Source organism: uncultured Microbacterium sp., assembly GCF_964244775.1.
Lineage (GTDB): Bacteria > Actinomycetota > Actinomycetes > Actinomycetales > Microbacteriaceae > Microbacterium.
In genome coordinates this window covers 1-19,902 of the sequence record NZ_CAXTJR010000010.1, presented here as the reverse complement: position 1 = coordinate 19,902, position 19,902 = coordinate 1, and the positions used below count along the sequence as shown (strand labels likewise).

Genomic DNA, 19,902 nt, shown 5'->3' with positions numbered 1-19,902 from the left:
GCTCACGCGTCCTGCAGGGGTGCGGGAAGACGGGCCAGGAGCCCGCCATCGACCTTGAAGTCGGTGCCGGTGACGAACGAGGCACGCGCGCTGAGCAGGAACGAGACGGCGGCCGCGACCTCGGTATCTTGGCCGACGCGACCCAGCGGATGCGACGAGCCCCAGTGCTCGATCAGTCGGTCGGCCGACCCGGGTGATCCGTCCGAGTGGGTCTCGGCCGCAGTCCGCAGCATCGGGGTGTCGACCGACCCGGGGCTGACCGAGTTGACGCGCACGCCGTGGCGCGCCTCATCCATCGCTACCGCTCGCGCCAGCGCCACGAGAGCGCCCTTGCTCGCGGTGTAGGCGACCACGTCGGTCTGCGTCGCCGTAGCCTGCACCGATGCAACGATCACGACGCTGCCGTTCGCGCTCTGACGGATGGCGGGCAGGCACTGCTGGATCGCGAAGAACACGCCCTTGACGTTGACGTTCAGCACTTCGTCCCAGGTCTCGCTCGAGGTCGACGTGGCATCGCCGTACCGCTGGATGCCTGCGCTGGTGACCAGCCCGTCGAGCCCGCCGAAGTGCTCGATCGCCTGCCGCGCGATGCGATCGGCTGTTTCGAGTTCTTCGATCGGTCCGGCGACGGCGATCGCCTCTCGCCCGAGTTCGCGGATCTCGCGCACCACCGCGTCGGCGGTCGCGGTCGTATGTCCGTGCACGATTACGCGCGCCCCCTGGGCCGCGAGGTCGTGGGCGACCGCGCGGCCGATCCCCTTCGTCGCGCCGGTGACGGCCACGATTCGGCCGAAATTCTCTGTCGTCGTCATCGTTCGATCTCCTCGCGTGCCACGTCGTTCACGGGTGTGCCGGCGAACGCGCCCACGGTGAGCCCCGGCACCCCGACATCGACGGCGAACACCGATCCGGCCAGCTGCTCGCGGGGCAGCGCGTCTGCGGACAGACCTGCCCGTGCCGAGGTGATGTAGAGAACACCGTCGTCGCCGAAGGCGCAACTGGACGGCTGTGACACGGCCGTCGCGATCGAGCCGATCAGCTCGCCGGTCGGGGTGTATCGGCGCACCGCAGAGCCGCCCCACATGGCGATCCACAGGCATCCATCCGCATCGACCGCCATGCCGTCGGGTAATCCCCCGTCGATGCGAAACGCTTCGACGAACTCGCCGAGAACGCCGTCGTCCAAGTCGAAATCCGCGGAGAAGACTGCCCCGCGCATGCTGTCGACCACGTACATCCGCGTATTCGCGGGGTTCCACCCGAGTCCGTTCGGCAGGGTCCAGCCCGAGGCGACGGGCTCGCCGGGAGCCGCGCCGCTCCACACGTGCAGCGCGCCCGCCGCCTCAGCGAAGTCCAGCTCGGTGCTGCCCGCCCACAGGCGGCCGCGGGCATCCGGCTTGGCGTCGTTCATTCGAAAGCGGCGCGAGGGGAGCACGTCGTGCTCGATCTTCAGGCGACCGTCGATCGCATATCCGAACCCGAGCCCGCTCGCGACGGCGAATCCGCTGCGTTCCCCGTCCAACGCGGCAATCGCCCCTATCGATGTTCCCGCGTTCGCGAGTTCGGCGACGACCCCCGTCGACTCGGAATACGAAGTGATGGTTCCCTCGAGTAGGTCGACCCACGCGAGGCTCTGCGCGTCGGGCAGCCATATCGGGCTCTCGCCCACCTGGCACTGCTGTCGCACGATCAGGTCGGGCGCCGGATAGGTCTTCATACGGCTCATGGCCGGGTGCCCTCCAGCAGCTCGATCTGCGAGAGCTCGAAGTCGTGGTCCGGGTGAGTGTTCGTGACACGGATATGCCTCGCGGGGAATGGGTGTGCCACGGCGAACGGTACGAGCTGCAGATCCCAGAGAAATTCCTCTTCGTCTCGCTCGTCGAGCACGCGCCAGGTGACCGTGTCGTCGGATCCCTCGACGATCCACGCGCGCGGCGCGGTCGCCGATCGCTGCGACGTGAGCGTGTACATCTCGATGTGACGAGGCTCGCCGAGGTCGATGCCCCAGGCCTCACCGGGTGCGAGCGAGTGGCTGCCCCCGAGTGCATCATCGTCCGTGAGCTGCGCGAGCGCTGTGCCACCGGCATCCCGGAACACCGCTGGCGCGATGGCTGCGTCGCGATACGGCAGGACGGGGTCAGCTCCGCGCCGGCTCACGCCGACAAGCGACGCAGGGTCGCGCCCCCACTCACTCGGCTCGTCGCCGAATACGAAGACGATGGATGCCGCACGCGTGAGCGTCTGGTGATCGATCGCGGCGGATCGCCAGGGTTGACCATCGACCAGCACCGTCTGCAGCTGCGCATCGGGACCCGCCCTGCCCGTCGTGGAGATCCGCGTCGTGTGGTCGCCTGAACGGATCGACACGTCATCGAAGAGCGGCGGAGTCAGCAGCCAGTACGGCGATCCCACGGTGAGCGGGTAGATCCCGACGCTGGCCAGCACGAACCACGCCGACATCTCGCCGTTGTCTTCGTCGCCCGGGTAGCCCTGCCCGATCTCCGATCCGGTGAACAGCGACCTCAGAATCGTCGCGGTGTAGCCATGCCCGATATCGGGGCGGCCGGCGTACGCGAACATGAACGGCAGGTGATGCGAGGGCTGGTTCGACATACCCACCGCCCCCAGTCGAACATCTCTGGCCTCGGACATCTCGTGGATCACGCGGCCATATGAGCCGGTGTTCGGCGACACCTCGGCCTCGGTGAACAGCTCCGTCAGCTTCGCGAGGTATCCCGCGTCGCCGCCATGCAACGCGACCAGAGCATGCGCATCGTGCGGCGCGCTGAATGCCATGTTGAAGGCGTTCGTCTCGGTGTAGTCGAAGCCCCACTCCAGTGGGTCGAAGCCGCCCTCGACCTCTCGCAGCGCGCCCTGACGCGTCTTGCCCCGAAAGAATCCCGAGTCCGGATCGAAGAGGTGGTGAAACGAGGTGGAGCGACGCAGCAGGTACTGCTGATATGCGGCCAGGCGCTCCCGCTGCGGGGCATCCTGCTCGGTCGCCAGAACCTCCTCGATCCATGCCGCGAGCGCGAAGTCGGCGAGGCAGTTCTCCATCGTCCATGAGAGTCCCTCGGTGATCTCGGATGGGGTGTAGCCGAGGTACATCGACCAGCGCGCTCCCTTGCGACCGACCGATGACTCGGTCGAGACGACCGTGGCGTTCTTGATCGAGGCGAGGAGCGCGTGCGACGTGTCGACACGCACCCCGCGCTGGTGCAGATCGGCGAAGATCACGTCGGAGCTCGTGCCCACCATGATGTCGACGGCCGCGGGCGAGGCCCAGCGCGGCATCCATCCGGCGTCGCGGTAATGCGAGACCAGACCTTCGACGAGCTCTTCTGCGCCGTGCGGATCGAGCAGGGCGTACGCGGGCCAGACCGTGCGATAGGTGTCCCAGAATCCGTTGTTGACATACAGCGGCCCACCGCTGTGGGTCGAGCCCGGAGGTGTGGCCGAGAGATTCGGATGCACGACCTGGCCGGTCGCGTCGAGCTCGTGCATGGCCGAGGGGAAGAGGAACATCCGATAGACGCTCGAGTAGAGCGAGACCTTCTGCGCATCGGTCGCAGTCGGCACCTGCACTCGCCCGAGCAGGCCGTTCCACTGATCCCGTGCCGCAGCGGCGACCTGCTCGACAGACCGGCCAGGGGCGATCTCACGGGCCAGGTTGTCGGCCGCCGCGGCGTGGCTCACGAACGATGAGCCGAACCGCACCACGACCTCCTCGCCGGCGGATGCGGCACGCAGCTGCACCACGACGCGGTGCGCAGCATCCGTGCTCGTCACGACGATGTCGTCCGCAAACTCGAGCACCGCGTAGAAGTTCGGCACGCCGGCCGACGCGGAGCTGGCACCGGTCGTCTCGACGAGGATCGTGCGCCCTGACTGCGTCAGGCGATGGTGCCCCTCCTCGGGCACCTCGACGATGAACCGAGCGCCCGGACCGGGAAACGTGACGGCGAACAGGGCAGCTGTCGAGGTCGGGGCGATGCGCACGACCATCCCGTCCTCGAGCGCGACCTCGTACGAGTAGGGGCGGGCCCGCTCTGAAGTGTGATCGAAGCGCGACTCACGGTCTGAGGGGAGCACCGCCGAACTCGTCGCCGCGGTCGGCATGATGCGCACCACGTTGCGATCACCGATCCACGGGGTGGGCAGGTGCGAGGCGGCGAACCCTTGAATCGGCGGGGCGGACGCCGATTCGCCCTGGAAGTATTCGTAGGTCCAGTCGAGGGCATCGGCGTTGGTGACCGGGCCGTAGTGATTCACCCCGCGAGGCACCGCGGTCGCAGGAAAGCAATTGCCGCGCGAGTACTCGAATGTCGAGTTGCTTCCGCGCGTGGTGAGCACGAAATCGGCCGGGGTGGGCTCGTCACCGTCTGCCCATGCCGGAGGGGACGAATACGACGCCGGCACACCCACGCTGACGTTCGCGAGCGTGCCCACCGCGACGTGGTCGGCGGGTCGCTCGTGCAGACCGAATCGCACGCCGAGGGTCTGGATCGTGCGACCGACGTGGGCGGCGAGGTCGATCCTCCGGTAGTTCCACTGCCCGGGATAGACGGTCGAGCTCTTGCCCTGCGCTTCGGGCTCTGCCACGAACCCGTTCTGGTCGGTCGCGCCCGATGCCGACAGCATCCCGCCGTCGGCGAAGACGATGTCGACGCTCACCGCGCAGCCCGCGAAGCGCACGACATCGGCCTCGGGGCGCGGACGGATCAGGTACTGGAGATGATCGCCCGCCTCGATCGTGCGGCCCGCCGCGGGATGCTCGACAATCGCGAAACGGGCTGTCGGGGCGATCTCGTAGTCGTGCTCGGTCACCCCTTGACCGCGCCCTGCAGCTGACCGGCCATGAAGTAGCGCAGCAGTCCCGCCAAGATCAGCATGAGCGGCAGGGATACCACCATGTACGCGGCCATCAAGATGGGGAGGGACGATCCATAGGTGGGGTCGCCCGCAAAGAACGTCGCGGCGACGGACGCCGTGCGGTTGGCCGCTGACGGAAGCACCACTAGTGGCCACAGGAAGTTGTTCCACGCCGCGACGACCACGAAGACGCAGACCGTGATGACGGCCGGCACACTCAGCGGCAGCACGATGCGCCGAAGAATCGTCATCTCTGACGCGCCGTCGATGCGCGCCGCCTCGATCAACTCGAGAGGTAGCGCCACGAAGAACGATCGGAGCAGGAAGACCGCTACGCCGATGTTCGCGGCCGCGATGGGCAAGTAGGCACCGGGAAGGGTGTCGAGCAGGCCCATCTCTTTCACGAGCACGAACTGCGGAACGAGGATGATGATCGCCGGGAACATGATCGTGACGATCGTGGCCGCGTAGATGCGCTCTTTGCCGGGGAAGCGGTGCCACGCGAAAACGTAGGCCGCGGGAATCGCGCAGAGCAGCACCACGAGCACTGCGCCGCCCGCCACGATCGCCGAGTTGCCGATCGGAGCGATCACGCCAGGGATGACCCGCGCCCAGTTACCCCACTGGATGCCCTGCAGCGGAGGCAGGAAGTAGTTGTAGGTGTAGTCCTCTTTCGACTTGAGCGAGGTCACGAACATGAAGTAGAGCGGGAAGAGCGCCAGCGCGAGCAGCGCGAAGACGATGGCGATCTTCATCCCGGCGCTGAGGCGCCCGAGCAAGTTAGTCCGCATTGCGGCCTCCCACGAGTCGGCGCACCAGCAGTGCAGCACCCACGATCAGCAGGATGACGGCGACGGTGGCGAGGCCGATGGCCGTCGCGTAGCCGAACTGCCCATAGGCGAACGCGTTTCTGAACAGCAGGATGCCGGGCACGACCGACGCGTCGGCGGGTCCGCCGTGGGTCATGATGAACACGTTCTCGTAATTCTGGAGCCCCGCCACGAGGGTGATCACGAGAATAATGCGGGTCTGCGGGGCGACGAACGGATACTCGACCTTGCGGAACAGCACACCCGCCCGGGCGCCATCCAAGGCACCGGCCTCGTACAACTCCTTGGGGATGTTGCCGAATGCCGCGAGGTAGAGCAGGCAGTTGATTCCCCCGAGCCAGGGAAAACCGACGAGCAAGAGGCCGACCAGCACCGTATTCGGGTCCCCCAGCCAGGACTGGGTGAAGGCGCCCAGCCCGACGCCTTCGAGGACCCGGTTGACCGCCCCGTCGGTCGCGAGGAACTGGATCCACAGGAGGAACACGACGACCGTCGGAACCATGACCGGCAGCATCACGAGCACGCGGAACGTGTACTTGAGCCGCTCGGACGTGAAGTGGTGCACCATCCATGCGCACCACAGCGGCACGACGACCGCCTGCACCATCCAGACCGCCGTCAGGAGCAGCCCATTTCGCAGCGACAGGAAAAAGAGCGGGTCGGAGAAGAGCCGGACGAAATTGTCGAACCCGACGAAGATGTCGACGTTGCCGCCGTTGTATTTGAAGAATGCCTTCGATGCCCCCTGGATGAATGGCCACACCAGGAAGAGCAGCAGTGCGGTCGCCGACGGAATGAGCATCGCGTACGCGAACAGTGCCTGCCTGCGACGGACTTTCGATCGAGGGGTCTTGCGGATCGTCACCGGAGCACCGGTTCCGACGGAGTCGTCGGAACCGGTGCCGGCGGGCGAATCCTCGCGGGCCGTTCTCTGGGAACCAGAGGTTGTCGGAGCACTCAACTCCCTGACCTTCCGTGAGGATTCGACACGAGGATGCTGTAGCACAAAGTGATCCTCGTGCTACTTGGTGTTCTCGTCGATGAACTTCTGGTCGATGTCGGCCGCGAAGACGTCCAGGTTGCGCGTGAGCGCCGCGAGGTTGGATTCGCTGCGCTGAGCGAGGAATTCATCGAGGGTGATGACGCCCGTCCACAGGTTGAGGAACTGCGAGTTCCACTGGTCGAAGTCCTGGGTATCGTACGTGGGCGGCAGGCCGAATCCGTACACGGTGAGCTCGGGGATGGTCTCGACCGGCGTGGGGTCGAGGTTCGAGCCCTCGGGGTAGACGACGCCATCGATCGCGGTGGTGTCACCGATGCCGTACGTGCCATCCTCGGGGAAGAACCCGGCCGCATAGATCTTGGTGGTGACTTCGGGCTGCGTGATGAATTTGAGGAAGTCCTCGGCGAGCGTCTTGTCCTTACTGGCGGCGTTGACGCTCCACGCGAAGCGCACCGAGGCCAGGGGGTTGGATCCGCCCTCGGTCAAACCGGGCCAGTCCTCCTTGGTGATAGTCGGGAAGTTGGACTGCACGAGCGTGGGCGTGCCCAGCCCCGCATCTTCGGATGCCTTGACCCGAGCCGCGATGTCGGATGCGAGTCCGTAGCCCTGCGCCACCTCGCCGCGATCGAATTTGTTGTGCGACTCTTCCGGCGTCCAAGACGCCACGTCGGACTGCACCGCGGGCTTCAGCTGAAGCATCAGCTCAATGGCCTTCCTGTACTCCGGCGACTTCGCCGGGTCGGTGATGCCCTTCTTGAACGCGACATAGAGTTCGTCGGCGGAATACACCTCGCCGGCGACGGTGTCTGGATTGCTCGAGTCGTAGGTCCATCCGTCGGCGTGCAGCAGGTTGATGTCTTCGGTGTACGGCCGGAACAGCGCGTTCAGCATCAGGGTCGTGCGCCACCAGAGTGCGCCGTCGTTGCCCGCGAACCCGGCATACAGCGGCTGGATCCCCTTCGCGAGCCAGGCGTCGTTGGCCTTCAGCGACTCGTCCCAGGTAGCCGGCGGCGCGTCGAGACCGATCGCCGCGAGCGAGTCGGCACGCGTCAGCAGCTGCACGTTGATCTGCGACCACGGGATGCCGTACTCCTCGCCGTTCTGCGCCCGCAGCGACGGCAGCGTGGTCCCGGTGAAGCTCTCGCGCCACGGCGCTCCGCCTTCGGCGTTCTCATCGAGGATCGTCGTCAGCGGCTCGAGGAATCCTCGTCCGCCGAAGTCGGTCAGGGTCGGCGGCGATAGCTGCACGAGGTCCGGTGCGGCCCCGCCGATGAACGAGGTCTGGAGCGAGTCGTCTGCAGAGTCTGCGGGCAGCTCTTCGATCTTGATCTCGGTGCCGGGGTGGGCCTCTTCGTACAGCTTGGCTGCTGCTTTCATCGGCTCGCCCCAGACGTCCGGGTAGGTCACGGCCACCCGGATCGATCCGGTGTCCGCACTCGACGCGCTGCACGCAGCCGTGCTGGCCACCAGAACCGCGCCGACGGCGAGTCCTACATATCTGAGCACAGAATTTCTCACTGTGTAGCTCCCTTGCTAAATGTGGATACAGAGATCGTCCGCCTCTGCGAGTGAGCATAGACGAAGTCGGACAACGTTGTCTAGTTTGACATCTCGCGCCCGAGCAGGGGGCGGTATTCCGACAGCACGCGCCCGATCGCAATCGCCGCCGGCTTGGGTCGACCCCAGAAGTCGACAATGGAGAGGCTCACCGCGCACGGGAAGGCGTCGTGCCCCATCCAGACGAAGAACCCCGCGCAACTCGGGAAGCGGTCGAGGGTCGCCTGCATCGCGAGCGCGAGCAGTTCTGCCTGTCGGGCCTGACTCTCGGCCATCCATTCCGGCGTCGGCTGCTCCGTGCCGTTCAACCACCACTTCGAAGAATGTCGCCACAACGTGAGACGTCGCCGCTCATCGAGGGGAAGCAGGCCACTGCTCACCAGCAGGTCGTGGGGGCTGGCGCCGGCGATGCCGACTTCGCTGCGCAGCATCGCATCGTCGGAGTGCCAGTATCGACGCCACGAGTCGAGGTCGCCCTCGTGCGCCCACGGCCCGTGCACGTCGTGGTGCAGGCCATGACCGTACTCCGCCTCTTCGGCCGAATAGCTCGGCCCCGACGGAGTCGCGGCGACCACTTTCCATCGACTCTGATCTTCGAGCACCGACCTCGCGGCAGCCAGGGCGGGATGCGCGAAGTCGAGGGGCGCGCCCGGCTGCACTTTCAACTCGGGAGAGCCCGACAGCTCATTTCCGCTCGCCCACACGATCAGGCTCGGGTGGTGCGATAGGCGCGTGCGATACGAGGCAGCGATCGCGCCGAAATCTCGCGAGAACGCTCCGTCATCGGGCGGGTAGTTGTCCAACCCTGACGAGCTGAGCGGAAGATCTTGCCAGACGAGCATCCCGAGCGAATCACAGAGGTCGTAAAAGATGTCGCGCTCTCGCGCGGCACCGCCCCACACCCGCACGGTGTTGAACCCCAGGTCTCGATAGAGGCGCAGCCGTTCGCCGTAGACCTCGTCGGGCACATCGGAGAAGTCCGCGCGAATCGGTACCCAATTCACCCCCGCGAGAAACAGAGTTTTCTCATTCAAAATCGCGATCCAAGGCTCTGCGCCAGCGGCAGCGCTGACCGTATGCTCCCATCGGATCGATCGAAAACCGAATGCGCGCTCTGCAGTGTCGTGCCCGGGCTCGCCGTCTTGTACCGTGACCGAGACGTGATAGAGCGCCGGATGATCCAATGACCACAGGTCGACGGAATCGAATTCGAAGCGTACGTCGGCCGTCGATTCGTCACCCGTGGCGTGGAGGGTCCGGGTTGCGAGGGATGCTCCATCAGGCCCGCTGATCCGCACCACGACGTCGCATCCTTCGCCGCCGTCGACGGTGACCGAAACCTCTACCTCGCCTCCGCCGCCCGTTCGTGGTGCGGCGTCCGCGCCGATCCCCACGATGCGGGGGCGCCTGCGCGAAACGACGCGCGCCACGTTCGCCACGCCGATGTGAGCGAGTCGCGGGATCCAGTCCCATCCCGACGAGAACCTCGGCTTGAGGGCTCTGATCGTCGACGACCGGCCGATCTGGCTGAGGCCGGGCGGGGTTTCGAGAAAGATGAGCTCGAGCACCGCCCCATCCGCGCGCTCGGCGGCCGGAAGCCGCACCGACAGCGGAACGAACGCGTTCTCGTGACGGGCGACCTGCTGACCGCGCCAGCGCACAATGCAGGGTCCGTCTATCACGTCGAGGTCGAGCTGCAGCTCGTCGTCTGCGCGATCGAGGTACGAACTCAGGTCTGTGCGAAAGATCCAGTGGCGATGCTCGATGAACTCGCCGGCCAGCGAGTTGTCTTGCACATACGGGTCGGGCAGGAGGCCCGCGGCCAGCAGCGCTCCGCGCACGCTACCAGGGATCCTCGCGGGGACTGGCCCGACGTCAGGACCCAGGCCCTTCTTCGCTTCGAACGGCACCAGGGCCCACTCCCAGGGGCGCCACCCCTCGAGTTGCCAGGTCATTTCCGATAGGTCGACGTACATGAGGTTTCCTCCGTGGAACAACGTTGTTTACGCTAGGGTGATAACCCTCGCATACCTCTTCTGCAATCTCCATCGGAGCCGATTCATGCCGCCCACCCCTCCCGCCCAGGTCTCCATGAACCGCCACGAGATGGCCCTGCCTGATCGTATGATTCGGGCGTTCAGCGGGCGCGGAGCGGTCTCGCTCAGCGATCACAGCGTGACGGGCCTGCAGTTTCTCCAGTTCACGCCGTACGAGCAGCCCGATTGGCACTTCAATCTCCAGTTCGTGCACGACGAGACCGGCTGTACCATCCTCGACTCCGTCGATCGCATCTGGGAGTACCACGAGCGGACGGGCGAGGGGTCGCACCCCTTGGGTCTCAATTTCACCGATGCCGTGGGCACGGCCTCGTACGACCCGGTCGTGTTCGAGCCGATCCGCGCCCTAGTGCTGCAGAGCGCAACCTGGCAGACCAATCAGCTGACCCGCACGGGCACGTTTCACAAGCGTATCTCGGGCCGCCTGATCAGCTTCTCGATCCGTTCGCAGGCGAGGGTGAGCGATACGCTCGATGAGGCTTACCTCGAAGTGACGATCCGAAACCGAGCCGTCGAGGAACTGGCCCTGACCGTGCAGGCCCATCAATCGATCGCCGACCCTCAGCGCGTCAACCCCGCCGAGAACGACGTCGCCGCCCACGTCTCGCATCGCGCCATCACAGGCCCGGTATGGCAGTGGCCCGGCGGGCGCCAAGAGCAGCACGTGAGCTTCAGCTCGGCCGCTGTCTCAGACCTACCCGAGACCGAGACCGGCTGGTCGCTCGTCGTCCCCCCTGGTGAGGAGCGCACCTTCACCGTGGGAATCGTCTTCGCACCCGGCGACGCGGTGGCCCCGGCATCCACCGATCCGTCGGTCGCCGCGCGGGCGCGCGCAGCCGGCATCGCCACGATCGATCGGCTCGCCGCGGCGACCTCTGCGCTGCCGACCGTGACTTCGCCCGTCGAGGGCCTTGAGGAGCTGTACAACCGCTGCATCACGACGGTGCTCGAAGCGCGATGGGATCGCCCCGACTGGCAGTTGAGTCCGTTCTACTGCGCCGGATCGTGGCTGTTCACCCTCGCGTGGGACCTCTCGTTCTCATCGGCTGCCGTCGCACTCATGGACCCCACCGGGCTGCGACAAGAGGTCGTGCGGTTCTTGACCGCCGGCCTCATGAAGCACAGCTACATCGGATGGAACGGCACGCTCGGGCATCACTACGCCTACACCGTGTTCGCCGGCGTACGCCTGCTGCGCGATTACCTGCGGGTGACCGGCGACCGGGCATTTCTCGATCGAGCACTGGATGATGGCCGCTCGGTGTTCGAGACCATTCGAGACGACCTCACCTCAGTGGTCGAACAGCGGATCGGCGACGACGGCCTCGTGGATTTCGGCAGCAACAGCAACGACTACCTCGAGACGCGTACCGACGGCTACCAGAGCCGGATCGCCCTCTCGAGCCTCATGCTCGTCGACGCCCTGACCTGGCTGGCGGCACTCTGCGGGGCCAGGGGCGACGACGCCTCACGGCACGTCGACTCGGCTCGCCGCGTGCGCGCAGCCGTCGATGAGCACCTGTGGCGCGCCGACGAGGGATGGTACGCCAACCGTCTGGCAGACGGCAGCACCGAACTGATGTGGAGCTACCACCTCTTCGATGCGCTGGATACGGACGCGATCTCACCCGACCAGCGCGCCGCCCTCGTCTCGCACCTGGTCGACGGTGTCTTCCTCGGGCCGCACGGCATGTACTCGATCGCGAAGACCGACGAGGTGCACTGGGATCTCGACGACGCAGACTGGGGCGGCGGCGGGCAGTACACCGGGATGCCGTTGCGCGTGGCCGAATCGCTGTGGCGCCAGGGCGAGCCCGATGCCGCGTGGCAGATTCTGAACCGGTGCATCACCTGGACCCGCGCGTTTCCCTACATTCCGCAGGAGATCTACACCGACAGCCTTCGCACCGCGAACATCGAGCAGCCCGTCGAGGTCGCCGCGGGGGCGGGCATCCAGGCCGTGATCTTCGGTCTTTTCGGCATCCGCCCCGATGCGTCCGGTGGGCTGACCGTAGCCCTGTCGCAGCATCCGTCTTCGGTCGGATCAGCGCTGCGGGGTTACCGCCACGGATCGCGGCTGGTCGATGTCTTCCTCCACCAGTCGGAATACCGCGTAGTCGTCGACGGTGTCGAGACCTCCGTGCCCTATGGAACGAACCTGACCATATAAAACCCTTGCACTCATCAACGGAGATGACTGAGATGACCCACGCCCCCCTGCCCGCCGCGGACGCCTCGGCGTCTGCGACCACCGATGACAAAGCATCCTCTCAGCGCGAGATCACACCGCTCCGTGTCGGCCTCGTGGGAGGCGGCGGGATCGCCTTCGCCCACATCGAGGCCTACCGAAAGTCGGGGGCCGGCCAGATTGTGGCGGTGAGCGACGTCAACCCCGAGACCCTGAGCCGTCGCATGCAAGAACTCGACGTGCCCGGCTGGACGGACTATCGCGAGCTGCTCGCCTCGGACGACATCGACGCCATCGATATCTGTCTGCCCCACCATCTGCACGCAGAAGTATTGATCGCCGCGGTGCACGCCGGAAAGCACGTGCTGTGCGAGAAACCCCTGGCACTGACGAAGCAGATCTCGCGGCGATCCTGGCCGAGGCGGATCGCGCCGATGTGCGTGTCGCCACAGGTCACAATCAGGCCTTCCGGCCCGCCGTCGAGCTCGTCAAGTCGTTGCTGGACGACGGCATCATCGGCGACATCCACCGCATCTCTGTGACCTGCACCTTTCGCCTGCAGATTGAAACCACCGACCTCGGATGGCGTGCCGACGCTCGTCACACGGGAGGCGGCGAGCTCATCGACAGCGGAATCCACCCGGTCTACCTGCTGCTGCACCTTATGGGCGACGAGCCACGCGCCGTGTCTGCGATGCTGTCGAACGGCCGGCGGGGATTCATGGACCGCGAAGATTCCGCCCAGGTTCTCGTCAGATTCGACGGCGGCGCCGTCGGCCACGTCTCGACCAGCTGGGCATCGCAAGACGCGGAGGGGTCAGAGCTGATCACCATCGCCGGCAGTCATGGGGCACTCTCCGCCTCGGACGCAGGGGTGCTCCTATTGCGCGATGACGGCACATCCGAGCGCTTCGAGCTTCGCCCCCCAGACACATTCACTGATCTGATCCGCGACTTCAGCGATGCGGTTGCGGCGGGTCGGCCCGCGCGCCAGGATGAGCAGGCAGGCGCCGCTGCGGTGCGCGTGGTGCTCGCGGCATACGAGGCCGATACGAGCGGCACGACGGTTCTGCTGTGAACGCCGATCAGCGCCCGCTGGGTGTCGCGGTCGTGGGCGGATGGCACGTTCACGCCCAGGACTACGGAAGACAGGTGCGCGAGGCCTCCGGCGCGCGCCTGGAAGCGGTATGGGATGACGACAGGGAGCGCGGAGCGGCCATCGCGCACGCACTCGGAGTTGCCTTCGTCGATGATCTCACCGCCCTGCTGAACAGCCCCGGGGTCGAAGGGGTCGTCGTCACCGAAGCCCCCAGTCGGAAGCACGAGACGCTCGCGACATGTCTTCGAGCAGGCAAGCACGTGCTCAGCGAAAAGCTCGTCGCGCTCTCGGTCGACGGTTTCGACGCGCTGACCTCGATCGCCGATGCGAACCACGCAAGTCTGTCGTGCGCGATGCCGTTCCTGGGCCGCCGCGCCCTTGTCGAGATGATCGCTGCGGCCCGCGCGGGATCCGTCGGAGAGATCACCGCGATCCGGGCCAATCTCTCGATCGATGGCGTCACGGCCGGCTGGCTTCCGCCTCGTTTCGACGATCCGGATGAGGCTGTGGTGGGGACGATGGGCGACCTCGGGTGCCATCCGGTCTACTTGATCAACGAGCTCGTCGACGAAGACCCGATCGCAATATCCGCCACATATGGGCGAACCCACGGACGAAACCTGGACACGAATTCGATCATCTCGATGTTGTTCCAGAGCGGAGTGGTGGCAACGGCCTCGTCGTCACATGTCGAGGATGCGGGACACAACACCTGCACCCTCGACGTGACGGGCACGAAGGGCGAGCTACGATTCGCGCTCGACGCGCCCACGCAATTCACCGTGCGACGCAGCGACGAGACCCTCGTCCACTCATGTGCCGCCACCACAGAGGAGCCCGTCGAAACGTGGCTCAAGGCGCTGCCCGACGCGGGTGCGCTGCGCACGCAACCGCCATGCAGCGCGGCGGCTGACGAGCGTCGTAGCTGAAGCGGAACGAGTGGCACAGCGCAATTGAATGAGCGCGTCGCAGGGCGACGGCTTCGTGCGGATGATCGCTGCCGACTTGCGCACGCGGGGTCTGCCGCGGTCGCCGCGGACGACGTGAACCCGACAGCGTTCGGCCGCCGCCTCATGCAGACGCCTGGATGAGATCAGTGATGTAACTCTTCACCGAGGCGCGTCCAGCATCGGGCTCGAAAAAGATTCGATTCATTCACACTCTAGACAACGATGTTTCATGGGAATAACGTTGTCTCGATTGATCACTGACGATCTCAATCTCTATCGCACTCTGCAAGGGAGCACGCATGCGACGAATAGCGTCGAACCCATCTGTCCGAACAACTCGAGGTCGCCACCGGGTCTGGGCGGCCCTGGCAGTGTTGACCGTCGCACTCTCAGGCGCGCTCGTGGCGGCGCCCGCTAACGGTGCGTCAGCGGTGGTGACACCCGGGGATGCCGCGACCGCCGATCCGCCGACTCTGCAGGACTATTGGAACGGCGACGCGGACTGGACACTCGTCAAGAAGACCTCCGCCACGGATAGCGGAATCATGAACGCGGCCGACGGGCAGCGCATCGTCGCCACGCCGGACGGCACCTGGTACCGCTTCAGCCGAGCATGGGGTACGGGAGGCTCGTGCCAGCTGAGCTCCGTCGTACGTGCGTCAAGCGACCAAGGAGCCACGTGGAGCGCGCCCGAAACGGTCGTGGCGCCGGAGGCCGGCACCGCGTGGTCGTGCTATGCGACCGACGGGGGTGCGTTCTACAACCAAGATCAAAATCGGTGGTATTTCCTTTTCCAGTGTCACAACGGGTCGACATGGGCCGGGTGCGTCGTGACGAAGGACGGCGCGGATCCCCGTGGCGGCGGATGGGTTCCAGTCTCGACAAGTCCCGTCGTGAAGAGCGGCGACCTCTGGAAGATGATCTGTGACGACCCTACGGATGACTGCGTATCGATCTCGTCCGGCAGTCCGGTCCGCGACGAGGGAACTTTCGACATCTTCCAATTCGACGGCACCTACTACTGGGTCGCCTTCCACGGCTTCGACGGCATCCGCGGCTACCGTGGCATCGCAAAAACCGCCGACTTCACGACGTGGATCGCGGGGGATACAGCCGAAGGCTTGCCCGCGGACGCCACTTTCGATCGGAAGGACAGCGACACATGGCGTGAGACGTGGCGGAATGGATCGTCGATCGGCGTCGGCCACGGGAGCATCCTCAAACAGGAAGGCTACTTCTATCAGATCGTCGAGGCCGCTGACCGCAACCTCGCCTGCGCTGTCGGCCAGCGCTGGGACGTCGGCATCTATCGCACGGCCGACCTGACCAGCACTGCCTGGGAGGGTCTTCCGATGGGAAATCCATTCCTGTACTCCTCCTTGGAACCCCGTAAAGACGGAAAGATCCAGCCTTGTCAGATCGTGTACCCCTCCGTGTTCGAAGATCCCACATCGCGAGCGGTCTATCTCTCGTATGGAATCCTCGATGATCTCGATCCGGATCGTAACGCCGTGGTCTGGCTGAAGTTGAGCTGGAAGACGAACCTCCTCTCGAACGGCAACTTCTGGAAAGCGACGCTCGACGACTTCACGACTTCGGCGGGTGCCGCCTGGGCTGCGGAACGCGTTCTGTCCCTCACCGCCGACGCGTCACCGAGCCTTTCGGTAACCCCGGGAGCGGAGCCGGCGACGATCTCTCAAACGGTCACCGTCGATCCTGCACTGGGCAGTTCGCTCATCGCATCGGGAAAGATCCGTGGCGACGGTACAGGCAGCGCCACACTCGTGCTCAGTCAGCTCGACGGTGCGGGAGCCGTTTTGTCGCAGGATCGCAAGTCTGCGCCTGTCGGCGCGGATTGGGCCGAGCTGGCCGTTCCGGTCACGGTCACGGCCGGAGCAGCTTCGCTCCGGTATGACTTGATCTTCGAAGGAGCGGGGCAGGTGCTGCGTGCCGACGACCTCCACCTGGGCGCAGCCGAGACGGCAACCTACACCGCTCACAGAACCTCGTCACCTATCGTCATCGACGGGGTCGCCGACGAAGGCGCGTGGACGTCTGCGGGTGCCGTCGAGGTTTCGGACGAATCGGCGGACGTCAAGACCTTCGGGACGGTCTGGGGGTCAGTCAAATCGCGCGCCGATCTCACCTCGACTTTCCGGGTCACATGGGACGAGTCGGCACTGTACGTCACGGAGGAGCGCAAGGACGACGTGGTTAATTTCACCGAATCCAGCGAGGCGCTTTACGTCTCCGACGCCATCATGCTGTTCCTCGACACGGACGGAAAGAAGACCGGGACGACATATCTCGACGGGGATTATGCGCTTCTCGCGGCTGCGAGCGACCCGGTCGGGCAATCGCGGGTGTACTTGCGCGAGGGGCACAACACCGGCGATTTCACTGACCCGTTGGCGTCCGCCACTATCGCGTCTACCATCCGATCGGATGGTTACACGTTAGAACTCGCGATTCCGTGGTCTGCGCTCAGCGTGACCGAGCTGACCCCCGCCGACGGCACGGAATACGGCTTCACGCTGCTCGGTACCGACAACGATGGTGGCGGTGATTGGGGCCAGATCATGTGGGCTGGCACGGGTGACGAGCAGAGCAGTTGGGCCACGCTCCGTCTCGTTGGCGCAGCCGACCCCGGCACCGGTGAGCCGGGCACGGGCGAGCCGGGCACGGGCGAGCCGGGAAACCCGGGACCTGGAACGCCTGGAAGCGGTGGACCGGGAGCTCCCGGGTCGGCCGGGCCGGGAACGTCTGACCCCGGCTCGGGGACCTCAGACGCGAACGGTGGAGGCGCCGCGAGTAGCCGAAGCGGTTCGCTTGCCCGGACCGGCTCTGACACTGTCTGGCTGTTTGCGGTCGGGTTCGGGGCAGCGGCTCTCATCGCGTGCGGTTTCGTCATGGTACGGCGTCGTAGGAGCTAGCTGTAGTTCCTCGGGAGGTTGTGAACGGTTGAGGTAGGCGGAGACCTCCGGCCAGGATGTGGGTTGCCACACTCGCATCGTTGAACCGGAGGTCTCCGTGACTCGCGTTAATGCGCCTTGACGGCTCTTCGCAGTTGAGGGTGTAGCCGGGGTGCGCGGGTCGGTCGCCGGATAGGGGTCGAGGTCTTCCAGGATGGAAGTTCTCACACTCACCGTCCGGAAGACCTCGACGTGTTCAACGCTACCTTCGCCACTCTCGATCTCACTCTGTTCTGCCGACTCGATGAGCTCGGCCTGGAGGCTGTCGGACAGCTCCTCCAGCCTGATCGGGCGGTGCTGGAGTGAATCGCCCCGGGTCTCGTGGAGGGTCTGAATCCCCGAGAGGATGATGACCATGCCAGCACCGAGGAAGTATCCGCCGGAGCTTCGTGAGCGTGCGATGCGGCTTGTTGCCGAGGCCCGTAAGGAGGATCCGGAGTTGTCGTTGAACGCGGCGGTGGTCCGGATCGGGCAGCGTGTCGGGGTCAATCCCGATACGCTGCGAGGCTGGTGTAAGCAGGCCGCGATCGACGCGGGCGAACGCCCCGGGACCACGACGAGCGAAGCCCAGCGCATCAAGGCGCTTGAGGCCGAAGTGCGTGAACTGAAGCGTGCCAACGAGATCCTGTTGGCGGCCTCCTCGTTCTTCGCGCGGGAGCTCGACCCGCGACTGCCGTGGTAGTTCAGTTCATCGACGATCATCGTGACCGTTTCGGGGTCGAGCCGATCTGCCGGGTGCTCACCGAGCACGCCGTGCCGATCGCCCCGTCCGGTTACTACGCGTTCAAGACCCGCCCCGCCTCGGCGCGGGCGGCCGCGGATGCGGAGTTGGTCGTGCAGATCGAGCGTGTCTTCTGGGATCAGAAACTCGGTCGAGGCATCAGCGGCGTCCGGAAGATCTGGAGGCTGCTGCGCCGCGAGGGCATCGTCGTGGCCCGTTGCACGGTCGAGCGCCTCATGCGCCAGCAAGGGCTGCGCGGGGTGCGCCGCGGCAATCAGTTCGTGACCACCCGTCCCGATTCCTCGTCGACCAGGCCGGCCGATCACGTGCAACGCTGCTTCCGCGGACCGGCCGAACGAGCGCTGGGTGGTCGACTTCACGTATGTTCCAACGTGGTCGGGGATGGCGTTCACCGCGTTCGTGACCGACGTGTTCTCCCGCCGGATCGTTGGGTGGCGGACCATGGACCGGATGCCCACCGAGCTACCGCTGGACGCGCTTGAGATGGCCCTCTGGGTTCGCGACAGGGCGGGTGAAGACGTCACCGGGCTCATTCAACATTCGGACGCCGGCGCTCAATACACCGCGATTCGCTACGCGGAACGACTCGCCGACGTCGGCGCGATCGCCTCCATCGGGACGGTCGGCGACAGCTACGACTGTCAGTTTGATTCTGCCGGGTCGAGACTGATTCGGTAGTCCCGGCCGGCGCGGTCTGACCCTTGCTTACGATCGGCCCGAGTGGTGCCTTTGCGTTGATCTGTCGACCGTCCGGCCGGGCTTGCAATGAGCGCTGCCGTCGGTCGGGCGTGACCTGATAGGAGCCTGGAGCAGACTTTGAGAGCGTCCCCGTGACAGTCCTGTCCACCCGCCGGCGACAGCGTGATTCCACGCTAACGGGCAGAAGGACAGGACACGATGACAGATCTCACCTCGACGCGATCGGGCCATGTCGTGGTCGGCGTCGACACGCACAAACACATCCACGTCGCGGCCGTGATGGACACGTTCGGCGGCATTCTGGCGACGCTGACGATCCCCACCGACACCGGCGGGTTTCGGCAGCTACTTGCTTGGGCGGAAGGGTTCGGCCGGATTCTCGCGTTCGGGATCGAAGGCACCGGGTCCTACGGAGCGACCCTGACATCGTTCCTGCGACGCAACAACATCAAGGTGGTCGAAGCGGGAAGGCCTGACCGTCGGCTTCGGCGAGCGAACGGCAAGTCCGACACTCTCGACGCGGAGAACGCAGCCAGAGCCGTGCTCGCGGGCTTCGCAACCGCGATCCCGAAGACGGCCGACGGCGCCGTCGAGATGATCCGACAGTTGAAAGTCGTGCATGATTCCGCGGTCGTGAACCGTTCCTCGACGATGATCATGATGAAAGCGATGCTCGTCCACAGTTCGGACGAGATGCGTCGCGAGACCAATCGCATGTCGCGCCCCAAGCTCGCCCGCCACCTCGCCAGCCTGCGCCCGCGCGGCCTGGAGGCTCCCGCCGATGCTTTGCGTCACTCTGTCCGCGCGTTGGCACGGCGCTGGCTCGCGCTGGATGCGGAAGCGAAAGAGCTTGAGGAGCTGATCGAGGACCTCGTGCAGGAGCGTGTCAAATGGTGTGTGTAAGGGGTGGGTCTCCTTATGAAAGGAAACACA

The 19,902-nt window shown here is 65.6% G+C and carries 15 protein-coding genes, 1 pseudogene and 1 other annotated feature; of the genes and pseudogenes, 9 read left to right on the top strand and 7 right to left on the bottom strand.

What is annotated here, in order from left to right:
• Window positions 1–2: 2 nt before the first annotated feature.
• The 7 genes from ACFE6Z_RS13825 to ACFE6Z_RS13795 all read right to left on the bottom strand — a co-directional run bounded on the left by ACFE6Z_RS13825 (window position 3) and on the right by ACFE6Z_RS13795 (window position 10,217).
• A complete protein-coding gene (locus ACFE6Z_RS13825) occupies window positions 3–812 on the bottom strand; it encodes an SDR family NAD(P)-dependent oxidoreductase (protein WP_375386273.1) in 810 nt (269 codons plus the stop codon).
• Entirely contained in the window at window positions 809–1,726 is a 918-nt protein-coding gene (locus ACFE6Z_RS13820; RefSeq protein ID WP_375386272.1) for an SMP-30/gluconolactonase/LRE family protein, read from the bottom strand. Before ACFE6Z_RS13820 ends, ACFE6Z_RS13825 begins: the two co-directional genes overlap by 4 nt.
• Window positions 1,723–4,827: a GH92 family glycosyl hydrolase gene (locus tag ACFE6Z_RS13815; RefSeq protein ID WP_375386271.1), complete on the bottom strand. Its 3,105-nt coding sequence runs from the start codon at window positions 4,825–4,827 to the stop codon at window positions 1,723–1,725. Before ACFE6Z_RS13815 ends, ACFE6Z_RS13820 begins: the two co-directional genes overlap by 4 nt.
• Window positions 4,824–5,663 (bottom strand): carbohydrate ABC transporter permease, encoded by an 840-nt coding sequence (locus ACFE6Z_RS13810; RefSeq protein ID WP_375386270.1) that lies wholly within the window; start codon window positions 5,661–5,663, stop codon window positions 4,824–4,826. The genes ACFE6Z_RS13815 and ACFE6Z_RS13810 overlap by 4 nt, the downstream gene beginning before the upstream one ends.
• A complete protein-coding gene (locus ACFE6Z_RS13805) occupies window positions 5,653–6,567 on the bottom strand; it encodes a carbohydrate ABC transporter permease (RefSeq protein ID WP_375386269.1) in 915 nt (304 codons plus the stop codon). The genes ACFE6Z_RS13810 and ACFE6Z_RS13805 overlap by 11 nt, the downstream gene beginning before the upstream one ends.
• A 156-nt stretch (window positions 6,568–6,723) precedes the next feature.
• Entirely contained in the window at window positions 6,724–8,211 is a 1,488-nt protein-coding gene (locus ACFE6Z_RS13800) for an ABC transporter substrate-binding protein (protein ID WP_375386268.1), read from the bottom strand.
• A 92-nt stretch (window positions 8,212–8,303) separates the two neighbouring features.
• Window positions 8,304–10,217 carry a hypothetical protein gene (locus ACFE6Z_RS13795; RefSeq protein WP_375386267.1) on the bottom strand — a complete coding sequence of 638 codons (1,914 nt, stop codon included), beginning with the start codon at window positions 10,215–10,217 and terminating at the stop codon, window positions 8,304–8,306.
• A gap of 106 nt (window positions 10,218–10,323) precedes the next feature.
• Here ACFE6Z_RS13795 and ACFE6Z_RS13790 point away from each other — a divergent pair, with 106 nt between their 5' ends.
• From ACFE6Z_RS13790 to ACFE6Z_RS13750, 9 genes and pseudogenes are all read left to right on the top strand, one after another.
• Window positions 10,324–12,489 (top strand): hypothetical protein, encoded by a 2,166-nt coding sequence (locus ACFE6Z_RS13790; RefSeq protein ID WP_375386266.1) that lies wholly within the window; start codon window positions 10,324–10,326, stop codon window positions 12,487–12,489.
• A gap of 32 nt (window positions 12,490–12,521) precedes the next feature.
• A complete protein-coding gene (locus tag ACFE6Z_RS13785; protein ID WP_375386265.1) occupies window positions 12,522–13,049 on the top strand; it encodes a Gfo/Idh/MocA family protein in 528 nt (175 codons plus the stop codon).
• The gene (locus ACFE6Z_RS13780) at window positions 12,944–13,585 is read left to right on the top strand and encodes a Gfo/Idh/MocA family protein (protein WP_375386264.1); all 642 of its coding nucleotides are present in this window, start codon (window positions 12,944–12,946) and stop codon (window positions 13,583–13,585) included. Before ACFE6Z_RS13785 ends, ACFE6Z_RS13780 begins: the two co-directional genes overlap by 106 nt.
• Window positions 13,582–14,535 carry a Gfo/Idh/MocA family protein gene (locus tag ACFE6Z_RS13775; protein WP_375386263.1) on the top strand — a complete coding sequence of 318 codons (954 nt, stop codon included), beginning with the start codon at window positions 13,582–13,584 and terminating at the stop codon, window positions 14,533–14,535. Before ACFE6Z_RS13780 ends, ACFE6Z_RS13775 begins: the two co-directional genes overlap by 4 nt.
• A 422-nt stretch (window positions 14,536–14,957) precedes the next feature.
• Window positions 14,958–17,489: a sugar-binding protein gene (locus ACFE6Z_RS13770; RefSeq protein ID WP_375386262.1), complete on the top strand. Its 2,532-nt coding sequence runs from the start codon at window positions 14,958–14,960 to the stop codon at window positions 17,487–17,489.
• A gap of 394 nt (window positions 17,490–17,883) precedes the next feature.
• Window positions 17,884–18,210, top strand: a complete 327-nt coding sequence (locus ACFE6Z_RS13765; protein WP_375386261.1) for a transposase — start codon at window positions 17,884–17,886, stop codon at window positions 18,208–18,210.
• Window positions 18,168–18,296, top strand: a sequence feature (AL1L pseudoknot). It overlaps the preceding gene by 43 nt.
• A pseudogene (locus ACFE6Z_RS13760) lies at window positions 18,204–18,509 on the top strand (IS3 family transposase); the annotation flags it as partial. Its footprint overlaps the feature before it by 93 nt. The gene ACFE6Z_RS13765 and the pseudogene ACFE6Z_RS13760, both read left to right, overlap by 7 nt.
• A 37-nt stretch (window positions 18,510–18,546) precedes the next feature.
• Window positions 18,547–18,948 (top strand): DDE-type integrase/transposase/recombinase, encoded by a 402-nt coding sequence (locus tag ACFE6Z_RS13755; protein WP_375386356.1) that lies wholly within the window; start codon window positions 18,547–18,549, stop codon window positions 18,946–18,948.
• 255 nt (window positions 18,949–19,203) lie between these two features.
• Window positions 19,204–19,872 (top strand): transposase, encoded by a 669-nt coding sequence (locus ACFE6Z_RS13750; protein WP_375386260.1) that lies wholly within the window; start codon window positions 19,204–19,206, stop codon window positions 19,870–19,872.
• Window positions 19,873–19,902: the final 30 nt, after the last annotated feature.

Coding starts and splice junctions, on each gene's coding strand:
- ACFE6Z_RS13825 (WP_375386273.1), bottom strand. CDS start 812: ATGACGACGACAGAGAATTTCGGCCGAATCGTGGCCGTCACCGGCGCG.
- ACFE6Z_RS13820 (WP_375386272.1), bottom strand. CDS start 1,726: ATGAGCCGTATGAAGACCTATCCGGCGCCCGACCTGATCGTGCGACAG.
- ACFE6Z_RS13810 (WP_375386270.1), bottom strand. CDS start 5,663: ATGCGGACTAACTTGCTCGGGCGCCTCAGCGCCGGGATGAAGATCGCC.
- ACFE6Z_RS13795 (WP_375386267.1), bottom strand. CDS start 10,217: ATGACCTGGCAACTCGAGGGGTGGCGCCCCTGGGAGTGGGCCCTGGTG.
- ACFE6Z_RS13790 (WP_375386266.1), top strand. CDS start 10,324: ATGCCGCCCACCCCTCCCGCCCAGGTCTCCATGAACCGCCACGAGATG.
- ACFE6Z_RS13785 (WP_375386265.1), top strand. CDS start 12,522: ATGACCCACGCCCCCCTGCCCGCCGCGGACGCCTCGGCGTCTGCGACC.
- ACFE6Z_RS13765 (WP_375386261.1), top strand. CDS start 17,884: ATGCCAGCACCGAGGAAGTATCCGCCGGAGCTTCGTGAGCGTGCGATG.